Origin of the sequence: Lederbergia ruris (genome assembly GCF_018332955.1) — a bacterium.
Lineage (GTDB): Bacteria > Bacillota > Bacilli > Bacillales > Bacillaceae_C > Lederbergia > Lederbergia ruris.
Window position 1 is genome coordinate 162,091 of sequence record NZ_BORB01000002.1, and the last position, 11,863, is coordinate 173,953.

Sequence of the window (11,863 nt, forward strand, 5' to 3'; positions counted from 1 at the left end):
TCTGTAAATGCCCATAAATAAAATGGATGGTGACTAGAAAGGATTGTGAACAACATGGCAAAAACAACAGCACATATTATTTCTCATTCGCATTGGGACCGTGAATGGTATCTGCCTTTTGAGAAACATCGTTTTTATTTAGTAAAATTAATGGATGCCTTACTTGAGAAATTAGAAAATGATCCTGATTATAAAAGTTTTCATTTAGATGGACAAACCATCGCTTTGGATGATTATCTTGAAGTTCGACCAGAAAAATTTGAACTAGTAAAAAAGTATATCGAAGAAAAAAGAATCATCATTGGACCTTGGTATATTTTACAAGACGCTTTTCTAACAAGTGCAGAAGCCAATGTACGTAATTTGGTGATTGGGATTAATGAAACGAAGAAATATGGACCTTACTCAAAGCTTGGTTATTTCCCAGATACATTCGGAATTTATGGACAAGCTCCGCAAATGTTAAGACAAGCAGGAATTGATACAGCTGCATTTGGGCGTGGAGTAAAACCAACTGGCTTTAATAATATGGTCAGTGACTCGGAAAACTTTGAATCTCCCTATTCTGAATTAGAATGGCAATCCCCTGATGGATCTAGTGTGTTAGGTGTTTTGTTTGCCAATTGGTATTCAAATGGGAATGAAATTCCATCCTCCGAAGAGGAAGCAAAAAAATTCTGGGAGCAAAAACTAGCAGATGCTGAAAAATATGCGTCTACACCACATTTGCTATATATGAACGGTTGTGATCATCAACCATTGCAAAAAGATCTTCCAGAAGCGATTAAATTAGCGAATGAATTGTATCCAGATATCGAATTTAAACATTCGAGTTTTGAAGAATATATGGAAGCAATAAAAAACAGTCTTCCTGAAAAACTTCAAACGGTAAAAGGGGAATTGCGTAACCAACGGACAGATGGTTGGTCCACTTTGGTCAATACCGCTTCTGCCCGTATTTATTTAAAACAAATGAACCAATCTGCGCAAACGAAGCTAGAACGTTTACTAGAACCGATTGCTACATTCGCTTATATGAATGGGGAAGAATATCCGGAGGATTATCTGCGTTTCGCTTGGAAGCAATTGATGCAAAATCATCCGCATGACAGCATTTGTGGTTGTTCGATTGATGAAGTTCATGAAGAAATGGTGACTCGCTTTAAGAAAGTCGATCAAATGGCAGACAAGCTTATTGAAGAACAAGCAGAAAAATTAGCGGCAAAAATCAATACAGAAGCACCTGCAGGGTTTGACAAAGCGATTCCACTGATCGTCATGAATACAGCCGGTTATAAGCGTCATACGACCATTGAAAAAGTGATTGATTTTGAAAAGGTTTATTTTGGGGAAATGCCTTTGCAAGAAATTCATGGATATTTGAAGAATAAAGCATTGCCAAAATTAGCAGTCGTGAATGTAAAAGGCGAAGAAATTCCGGCAACGATTGAGGACCTTGGATCAGCCTTTGGTTATGATCTGCCTGATGATAAATTTAGACAGCCACATTATGCGAAAAAAGTGAAAGTAACATTTGCGACAGAGGAACTAGCAGCCTTTGGTTATGACACTTACTTCCTAGTAGAAAAAGAATCAACGGTTTCACTACAGGGAATCGCTAAAGAGGGAAACATCCTTGAGAATGACTATCTTCGTGTCAGCGTTCATGGGGATGGAACGTATGATGTTCTAGATAAAGTAACTGGCCACGAATTAAAAGCTGTGGGGAGTTACGAAGATACGAGTGATATCGGCAATGAGTATATGTTTAAAAAAGCAACGGGAGAACAAGCATATACAACAAAAGGCTTACAGGCAAACGTGAAAATCATCGAAAACAATGCATCAAGAGGAAGCATTGAGATTACTCACCAGTTTGAAATTCCTGCTGCTGCTCATGAGGAACTAGAGGATTTGAAGGATCGAGTTGTATGGCATAAAGATCGTGAAGCAAGACGTTCTGACGAAATGACAACCCTTGAATTGAAAACGATATTGACGTTAGACAAACAGGCTAAAGGGGTTGCTGTAAAATTAGCGTTCAATAATACGGCTAAAGACCACCGACTACGCGTAGTATATCCAACTGGGTTTACGACAGATCATCATTTAGCGGAAAGTGCTTTTGAAATCGTCGAAAGACCAAATAAACCAGAGATGGAATGGAGCAATCCAAGCTTTGATCATCACCAACATTCTTTTGCTTCTTTATCAGACGGGAAAAATGGTTTGACCGTTGCGACCAAAGGTTTGCAAGAATATGAAGTGGTCGAAGATAATACAACGCTAGCCATTACGGTATTACGCGCTGTTTCCGAACTAGGGGACTGGGGATACTTCCCAACACCTGAAGCACAATGCTTAGGAGAGCAAACAGCGGAATGGTATGTCATTCCTCATGCAGGAGATGCAATTTCCGCAAAAGCTTATGAAGCGGCTTATGACTTCCAAATTCCAACTATCTGTGTGCAAACCGACTCACATGATGGGGAGTTAGCAACGAACGGCCAATTCATTAACTGGGAAAGTAATGGACTTGTGTTAACAAGTATAAAAAGAGGAGAAACAAGTGAGGATCTTTTCTTAAGGGTGTATAATCCTTCTGATGAAGAAAAAACGCTCACCATTCATCATCCTGATCATGTAAATTATTACGAAAGTAATCTGATTGAAGAAAAAATAGCAGCGATTGGTGAAAAATATCAAGAACGACCAGTCGGACCTTATAAAATTTTAACTGTGGGTATGGAAGGAGTTAACTAATTATGACGAATGTACCAGCTTCACTACAAGCAATGATCGAGCAAGTTAAAACAGCTTTTCCTGGAGAAGAGAAACTACATGAGATGTTTGCTCAATGTTTTGTCAATACGTATTCAACAACTTTAAAACATCTAGATGATGGAACAACCTTCGTCATTACAGGGGATATCCCGGCGATGTGGCTGCGTGATTCTGCAGCCCAAGTCCGTCCTTATTTAATGGTTGCGAATGAAGATGAAGAGATAAAAAATTTGCTTGTGGGAGTTGTAAACAGACAAATTAAATTTGTTTTACATGATCCATATGCAAATGCGTTTAATGATTCAGCAAATGGAAAAGGGCATCAAACAGACCAAACAGAGATGACTCCTTGGATCTGGGAAAGAAAATATGAGGTAGATTCCCTTTGCTATCCAATTCAATTAGCTTATTTACTATGGAAGGCAACAGGTGAAACAAGCCATCTAAACGAGGAATTCCATGAGGCCGTGCGCACGATTGTCAAAGTATGGAAAATAGAACAAGATCATGAGCAGAATTCCTCTTATCGTTTCGTTAGAACAAAAGACCGTCCAGAGGATACATTGGTCCGTGATGGAATGGGATCAAAAGTTGTCCCAACCGGGATGACATGGAGTGCCTTCCGTCCAAGTGACGATGCTTGCACATACGGCTACCTCGTACCAGCTAATATGTTTGCTTCTGTTGTGATGGGGTATGCAGCAGAAATCTGTGAGACTGTTTTACATGATGCTGAGCTAGGCAAAGAATGTGCTGAATTGGGACAAGAAATCCGTGAAGGCATTGAAAACCATGCGGTGATCGACCATCCAATGTACGGCAAAATTTATGCCTATGAAGTAGATGGGGCAGGCGGTTATAATCTAATGGATGATGCCAACGTGCCAAGCTTGATGTCCGCTCCATATCTTGGTTATTGTGATTTTGAAGATGAAATCTACCAAAACACAAGAAAATTTCTTTTAAGTCGGAACAATCCTTATTATTACGAAGGAAAAGCAGCTCGCGGAATTGGTAGCCCGCATACACCTGATCATTATGTTTGGCATATTGCTCTTTCTGTTCAAGGCATGACAAGCATTGATCAAAAAGAAAAAGAATGGATTTTAGAAACACTTTTAAATACAGACGGCGGAACAGGATTCATGCATGAAGGCTTTAATGCGTCCAATCCAGAAGAATTTACACGCGAGTGGTTTGCTTGGTCGAACACAATGTTTAGTGAGTTTGTCCTTAGTTATATTGGTAAGACTGTTAAAGGAAGTCCTTTGCACGAAAAAAAGTAGTTGTAATGGGCAATAGCTCAAGCTCGTAATCTTATAAATCAGGAGGTTGGTCAGAAATGAAATTATTTCAAGTAGCAAGTGAGTGGCTGCTCCGTTTGATATGGACCAACCTCTTATGGATTGGTTTTACAGTTCTTGGATTAGGTATTTTCGGAATTATGCCTGCCACTGTGGCCATGTTTACGGTTGTGCGTAGGTGGACACTGAAAGATTTTGATACACCGATTTTGTCCTTATTTAAAACGACCTATTTTAAAGAATGGAAAAAGAGTAACTTGATTGGCGTAATTTTTGCTTTGATTGGTGCCTTTCTTTTTCTCGATCTCAGCTTTTCTGAGCAGATGACAGGCTTTTTCTCGCTCTTTCTTTATGTCTTCTTTCTTGTTTTATTTTTAGTATATTTTCTTACTTTGGCATTCTTTTTTCCGCTATACGTCCAGTATACGTTTACGATTAAAGAATATATCAAGCAATCCTTATTTCATGCGATTGCGAGTATAAAAGATGTGATCATCCTTTTGCTTGGCCTTACCTTAATTGGCTTTCTACTAGCAAAAGTTCCAGGATTAATCCCGTTTCTAGGAGGGGTCCTTCCAAGTTATTGGATTATGACGATTTGTATGAAACGGTTCCGTAAAATGGAAAAGACAACTAAACCCGAGGAGTGATGAGTTTGTTTTTAACTAAAAATAAATATGAAAATCGTATTCGCGAATTAGCCGATTTTCGTTATCGAGACGGCCTCTCCATTAAGGAATTTCTTATTCAGGAGGATGATGGAGAAATCGGTGCCTATCCACCTGCACAATATGATCCCCAACAAAAAATGAGTTTAGGCGATCATTGGAAGGGCCGGGATCGCTATTTATGGCTCCATGCGACAGTGGAAGAGCATCAAAAATTAGCAGGAAAGCAATTAGTCGGTCTTTTCTCATTCGGTCGAACGGGTGGAGGAAATAACTCGGGCTTTGAATCTTTGTTATTTGTGAATGGTCAACCTTATCAAGGGGTGGACTCTAATCACGAGGAAGTTTTATTTGATGACGAATATACGCAAAAGCCATTACACCTGGATTTCCGCCTTTGGTCGGGAATGGAAGGGGGAGGCGTCCCACGGGAGCAGGAGTATAAGCTAGAAAAAGCAGAAATCGCATGGTTGGATCCAAAGGTCGATAATTTGTATTACACACTTTATGCTGCTTTTGAGATTCTCAAAGAAACGACGGAAGCAGATCCTGCTCACTTAACATTAAGCAAGTTAATCGGCGACGCCCTTAAGCTGATCGATTGGACAGAGCCAGGTAGTGAAGAATTTTATCAGTCTTGTTATGAAGCCGAGGCCGGGCTAATGAAAGCTGTTGATGCGATTGATTCTTCTTCTGAAATCACGATCCATGCTGTTGGCCATACGCATATCGATGTTGCTTGGTTATGGCGATTGAAAAATACTCGGGAAAAATCAGCTCGCTCTTTTTCAACGGTACTAAACTTAATGAAGCGATTCCCTGAATATTTGTTTTTACAAACGCAACCACAATTATATGATTATATCAAATCTGATTATCCAGAAATCTATGAACAAATGAAAGCGCAGATTGCGGATGGAAAATGGGAAGCAGCTGGTGCGATGTGGCTTGAAGCTGACTGTAATATCCCAAGTGGCGAGTCCCTTGTGCGCCAAATCCTCTATGGAAAAGAGTTTTTCAAAAAGGAATTTAATGCAGATAGTACATATTTATGGCTGCCAGATGTTTTCGGCTATAGCTGGGCTTTACCACAGATTTTGAAAAAATCCGGCATTAAAACGATGATGACAACGAAAATTAGTTGGAACCAATATAACCGGATGCCTCATGATACATTCTATTGGAAAGGGATTGATGGGTCGGAGATTTTGACTCATTTCATTACGACACCTGAACCTTGGAATGGACCGGATTCTTGGTTCTATACGTACAATGGCTTTATTACAGCGAAAACAGTCAAAGGGGCATGGGAAGGATACAGAGATAAAGAATTGACAAAGGATCTACTCGTTTCTTATGGATATGGAGATGGTGGTGGTGGAGTAAACCGCCATATGCTGGAAATGAGACGCCGTTTTGACAAACTTCCTGGGATGCCAAATGTGAAAACCTCTACGGCAGGAGAATTTTTCGAAAAGCTCCATGAAAATGTAAACGAATCTGATGGTTATATTCATAAATGGGATGGCGAATTGTATCTTGAGTATCACCGTGGGACGTATACAAGCCAAGCCTTTATGAAAAAGATGAACCGGCAATTGGAATTACAATATCGTCGGGCCGAAATTCTGACAAGTTGGTTATCACAAGCAGGTGAGTGGAAAGGGAATGAGGCCTTAAAAGAAGGTTGGAAGATCATTTTACGCAATCAATTCCATGATATTATTCCAGGTTCTTCAATTACAGAGGTGTATGAGGATGCAAGGAAGGAATATGAAGAAGCTTTTGCCATCGTCAATCAGGTAGAAACAGATATTTTATCTGCTCCATTAAGAGAGGTTGATCAAGCTATCACGCTTTATAATGCGTCCCATATCAAGGAAGCAAGAAATGTTTGGATTCCTGAGCATCTGGGAGAAGAAGGTGTTTGGAAAACAGCGGATGGGATCAATTTACCTGCGCAAATGCAAACAAATGGTTGGCTTGTTGAAGTAGATTCCCTACCAGCTTTTGGCGCGAAAACTTTATACTTTGAAGCTGATACGGAATCGAAAGAAGATACACCATTCCACTATGCTGATCAGAAGCTCGAAACGCCTTTCTATTCCGTTGAATTTAACCAATATGGACAAATCTCCAAGCTTTATGATAAAGAGGCAGACCGCTCTATCCTGGCAGAAGGCGAAAACGGGAATGTCTTACAAATTTTTGAAGACAAGCCACTTGCCCATGATGCATGGGATATTGATATCTTCTATCAAGAAAAAATGGAAGAAATCCGTGAATTGATTGGATTTGAAGTCGTAGAAAATGGCCCGCTAGCGATCGAAATTCAAGCAAAATGGCGTTATCACAAATCCGAATTTACACAGAATATCACTTTCTATGCGAATGAGCGTAGAATTGATTTCAAAACAGAGGCAGACTGGCATGAAAAACATAAATTATTAAAAACAGCCTTCCCTGTCGACATTCGGGCGACAGAAGCAACTTATGATGTGCAGTACGGAAATGTGAAGCGACCAAATAATTGGAATACTAGCTGGGATATGGCCCGCTTTGAATCGGTGGGACATCAATGGGCTGATTTATCTGAAGCAGGCTATGGAGTCAGTCTATTGAATGATTCGAAATATGGCTATGATATTAAAGAAAATCGCATGCGTTTGACCCTACTTAAAGCGGCGACCCATCCAGATCCTCATGCAGACCAAGGTCATCACACATTTACGTATGCCCTTTATCCTCATGCTGGGGATTGGCGGGAAGCGAAAACAGTGGAAAAAGCGTGGGATTTGAATGATCCTGTATTGGCGCTTCGAGGAGAGTGGAACAATGAAGGCTCCTTCTTAGATTTACATTCCGACCATATTTGGGTCGATGCAGTGAAACCTGCTCAAGACGGCAATGGTTTGATTATTCGTGTTCATGAATATGAAGGTCGTCGGGGAAAAGCAACTTTGCAAGTCCATAAACCGATCGAAAAATGGCTAGAGACCAATCTAATGGAAGAGTCCATCGGAGAAGAGCAGATAGGCTCAACCATTGAATTTAGTATTAAACCTTATGAGATTAAAACTTTTAGACTTTATCCAAACCTATAACGATTATCAAAAACCAGCTCCTTTTTTGAACTGCACCCCAATTGTTAGACACACAGCTAACAATTGGAGGTGCAGTTTTTGATATAATCTAGTTTAAATTTTTAAAACATTGTGTTGACGAATATTTATGAGTTGTTGTATATTGGGGATGTGGTTTTACTTACTTTTTTGTGACTTTTGGTTGTGTTTTGTGACGTGTTTTGAAAAGTGAATATAAAGAATAGGAGGAAAGAGGGCGTGAAAGGATCATTAAAATTCCGAGAGGATCAATCATTTAAGATTATTCAACTTACGGACTTGCATATTGGTGGTGAGGAGAATCATCCGCCTGATCAAAAAACATTTCGTGTTATCTATGAAACCATTAAACATGAAAACCCCGATTTAATTGTTGTGACAGGTGATCTGATTTGGAGTGAAGGGGTAGAACATCCTGATCAATCTTATCGCAGGGTATTAGACCAAATTTCCCAATGGGATATCCCGTTTGCAACCGTTTTCGGGAATCATGACTCGGAGGCGAATGTGACGAGGGAGCAGTTACTTGCAATTAATTCTGAGTATGCCAATTCCTTAGCAGTGGCTGGACCTGAAGATATTCATGGTGTGGGTAATTATTCGCTCTCGATTCAATCTTCAAATAAAGAAGAAAACGAAGCCGTTTTATACTTTTTAGACTCGGGTGACTATGCCCCAAAATCTGTTGGCGGCTATGCATGGATTCACCCAGATCAAGTAAACTGGTTTCGGTTAGAAACGAAAAAGTATACAAAGGAAAAAGGAGCGCTTCCCGCATTAGCCTTTTTCCATATTCCACTACCTGAATATCGAGATGCTTTAAACTTTGGCAAGGTATCTGGAAATAAATTGGAACAAGTTTGTGCGCCGATAATCAATAGTGGTTTATTCTTGGCTTTGCTCGAATCGGGTGAGGTCATGGGTACATTTGTCGGGCATGATCATGACAATGATTACTGTGGTGAACTCTATGGTATTTCCTTATGTTATGGGCGCATAAGTGGATATAATGTCTATGGATCATTACAGCGTGGCGCACGAGTCATTCAATTATATGAAGGGCAACACAAATTTGATACATGGATCCGCTTAGATGATGGGAACGTTATAGCCCCTTATACACATGAGCATAAACCAAATGACTTGCACAGGATGTGCTGACTTCTGCATTGCCCACAGGACGTGGGCGGTTTTAGTAGAAGATCCTTATCCTGATAGAAAAAGGGGTGGACATTTTGAAAATTGACTATCATTTACATTTGGAAGAAGGGCCTTATTCTCCAAACTGGCTGAAAAGAACATTCGAAGCAGTAAATCATTTGGACAATAACGCTCATCCATCCCATTCGCGTGAATGGATGCTGGAGCAAACGATAAAATTACATAAACGGCTGAAGAGTGGTCCTTATTCAATGGACTGGTTGGATTTATATTTGCAACAAGCGAAGGATTTAGGGATTCAAGAAGTTGGAATCGTTGATCATTTATATCGTTTTAAAGAATATAAAGCCTATTACGAAAAGCATATTCATCTAAAAAATGATGAACTTGGAAACTTGCAGAGAAAATGGCTGGACCAAGTTTGTGTGGAATCGATCGATGAATTTATCGCACTTATTGAAAATACCAAGCAAAAATGGGAAGAAAATGGTGTAAAGCTTCGTTTAGGAATAGAGGCAGATTATTTTCTCGATGGTGAACAAGAATTGCAAGAAATTCTTGAAAATCAACCTTATGATTATGTGATCGGCTCTGTGCATTTTCTAAATGGCTGGGGATTTGATAACCCGGAGACCCAGGATTTATTTTTAAATTATGATCTATCTAGTCTGTATGATGAGTTTTTCCATGTGGTGGAAAAGGCGATTTCATCAAAATTATTCGATTTTGTCGCCCATCTAGACAATTTAAAAGTGTTTGGCTATCGACCAGATGAAGAAATACTCATACCAGCTTATCGTCGGATAGCTGAGAGATTAGTAGAAACGCATACCGCAACTGAGATCAATGCAGGTCTCTATTATCGTTATCCGATTAAGGAAATGTGTCCAAGCCCAACTTTTCTAAAGGTGCTGGCGGAATATGAAGTGCAGCTAACGGTTTCTTCAGACGCTCATTACCCAGATGACCTTGGGAAATTTGCCCAAATGCAATTGGAGATATTACAAAGCGTTGGCATCAACGAAGTCATCACATTTGCAAAGAGAGAAAAGATGAAACATCCGATTGAGACTACAAAGATGTTTAAGAAGAATACAGTAATCAATAGCTGAGCTGTGAAGGATTATTAGATGTTCGGGAAAATAGGGAAAAATACTGGATTTCGCTTCAGCGCTTTTCCTAGGATTATAAAATCATAATTTTAAAAGTGTCGAAAATAATTAGAACTGACAAAAGAGTGTGCCTTCTATATATTGCTTTGTGAAAAGTGTATATGTCTTCAGTAGAAGAGCCACTCTAATAGCTTACTAGAATAATAGCGGGAATATATTTCTTGCAATAATTGAATGATCGGTCGGGATCGGAAAAGAGTATCATGTATTTTCTGTATAGGCATACCAATATGTAATATAAGTAAAAAGACATTTTGGGGGTCGTCAAATTGAGCAAAAGAAATGGGATGTATCTGATTTTATTCTTATTTTCCCTTATTCTATTGGGCGGTTGCACTAGCAAAGAAAAAGCAGGTTCCACTGAAGTGGAGGCGAATGAAGGAGAAGATCAACAAACAGAAGAAAATAAACAATCAGAAGACAATGAAGAGCCAGTCACGCTCACGATTGCCCTTCCGTTTGGAGAAGATATTTTTCAAGATCGCTATGGTGTCATTCAGGAAAAACTGCCCGACCTTAACTTGGAAATGGTGTACTTTGATGGAACATCTGAAGGGTTAGAAGAGCTATTTGCAAGTAAGACGGTCCCAGATATTTTTAACACGGGGAATGTTGCATTACTTCAGGAATATGATGCCATTTTGCCAATGGATGAATTAATCGAAAAACACGGGTTTGATACGTCCGTCATTGATCCATCGATCGTTACCTTCTTAAGATCATTTAATGATGAGCAAAGTATGATCGGGATTTCCGATGGAGCATCCCGTTATGGCTTATATTATAATAAAGAGATATTCGATTTGTTCGGTGTTGCGTACCCTGACCCGGATAAACCGATGACATGGGATGAAGTGATCGAGTTAAGTAGGCAATTAACAGGGGAACGGAATGGGACTGATTATATCGGCTTAGAATTTAACGGGAATGACTTTGAGCCCCCTTTGTTTCAGCTTGCTGTCAATTATACAGACCCACAAACAGGTGAAGTACAGATAGCTGACAAACCCGAGTTATTATCCTTTTTTAACTTGGTGCAGGATTATTATAATATCCCCGGGGTTGAGTATAATGATACATGCTTTTTCTGTGAAAAAAGGGCAGCAATGACAGTTGGTTGGCATGGTTTATTTCTTTGGGGATGGGATGATGATGTTTCCAATGTGGAAAATATGGATATAGCTCCCCTTCCTGTCTGGCCGGACCTGCCGAACACAGCACCGAAATTACAAGGCTGGCCGATAATGATTTCATCTTATAGTGAACATCCCGATGAAGCATTCCAAGTTTTAATGGAATATGTTTCAGAGGAAAATCAACTAAATATGGCCAAAACCGTATCAGCGGGGCCGACAACCGTCTATCCAAAAGTTCTTGAAAACTTTGCTGCTGATCATGAATTCTATGATGGCAAAAATGTCCCTGCCCTATTTGCACTAGATCCTGCGCTTGGAGAGGAAAGACGGAGCGCCAAATGGGATGCTTACGTTGATATCGATAAAGCAATTGAAGAGCTGGCCACAACGGATATCGATGTGCCTACACTACTAAGGAAATTGGAAGAAGAGTCAACGACCAAAATCCAAAATGCCAAAGATCAGGAATAGCTTTCGGATTGTACCTAAAATAATTTTATGATTTAGTTGGTCAAG

General features: G+C 39.7%; 7 protein-coding genes. All 7 read left to right on the plus strand.

Annotated features, from left to right (window positions below; genetic code table 11):
* Positions 1-54 precede the first annotated feature (54 nt).
* Positions 55-2,763 carry an alpha-mannosidase gene (locus KI363_RS02160; RefSeq protein WP_212965253.1) on the plus strand — a complete coding sequence of 903 codons (2,709 nt, stop codon included), beginning with the start codon at positions 55-57 and terminating at the stop codon, positions 2,761-2,763.
* A gap of 2 nt (positions 2,764-2,765) precedes the next feature.
* Positions 2,766-4,070 (plus strand): glycoside hydrolase family 125 protein, encoded by a 1,305-nt coding sequence (locus KI363_RS02165; RefSeq protein ID WP_212965255.1) that lies wholly within the window; start codon positions 2,766-2,768, stop codon positions 4,068-4,070.
* Positions 4,071-4,126: 56 nt separating this feature from the next.
* Positions 4,127-4,738, plus strand: coding sequence for a YesL family protein (locus KI363_RS02170; protein WP_212965257.1), 612 nt, complete (start codon positions 4,127-4,129; stop codon positions 4,736-4,738).
* Positions 4,739-4,743: 5 nt separating this feature from the next.
* Positions 4,744-7,860, plus strand: coding sequence for an alpha-mannosidase (locus tag KI363_RS02175; protein ID WP_212965259.1), 3,117 nt, complete (start codon positions 4,744-4,746; stop codon positions 7,858-7,860).
* A 237-nt stretch (positions 7,861-8,097) separates the two neighbouring features.
* A complete protein-coding gene (locus tag KI363_RS02180; RefSeq protein ID WP_212965261.1) occupies positions 8,098-9,039 on the plus strand; it encodes a metallophosphoesterase family protein in 942 nt (313 codons plus the stop codon).
* Positions 9,040-9,113: 74 nt separating this feature from the next.
* Positions 9,114-10,151, plus strand: coding sequence for a histidinol phosphate phosphatase domain-containing protein (locus KI363_RS02185; RefSeq protein ID WP_212965263.1), 1,038 nt, complete (start codon positions 9,114-9,116; stop codon positions 10,149-10,151).
* 329 nt (positions 10,152-10,480) lie between these two features.
* On the plus strand, positions 10,481-11,818 hold the full coding sequence (locus KI363_RS02190) for an extracellular solute-binding protein (protein WP_212965265.1): 1,338 nt from the start codon (positions 10,481-10,483) through the stop codon (positions 11,816-11,818).
* Positions 11,819-11,863 lie beyond the last annotated feature (45 nt).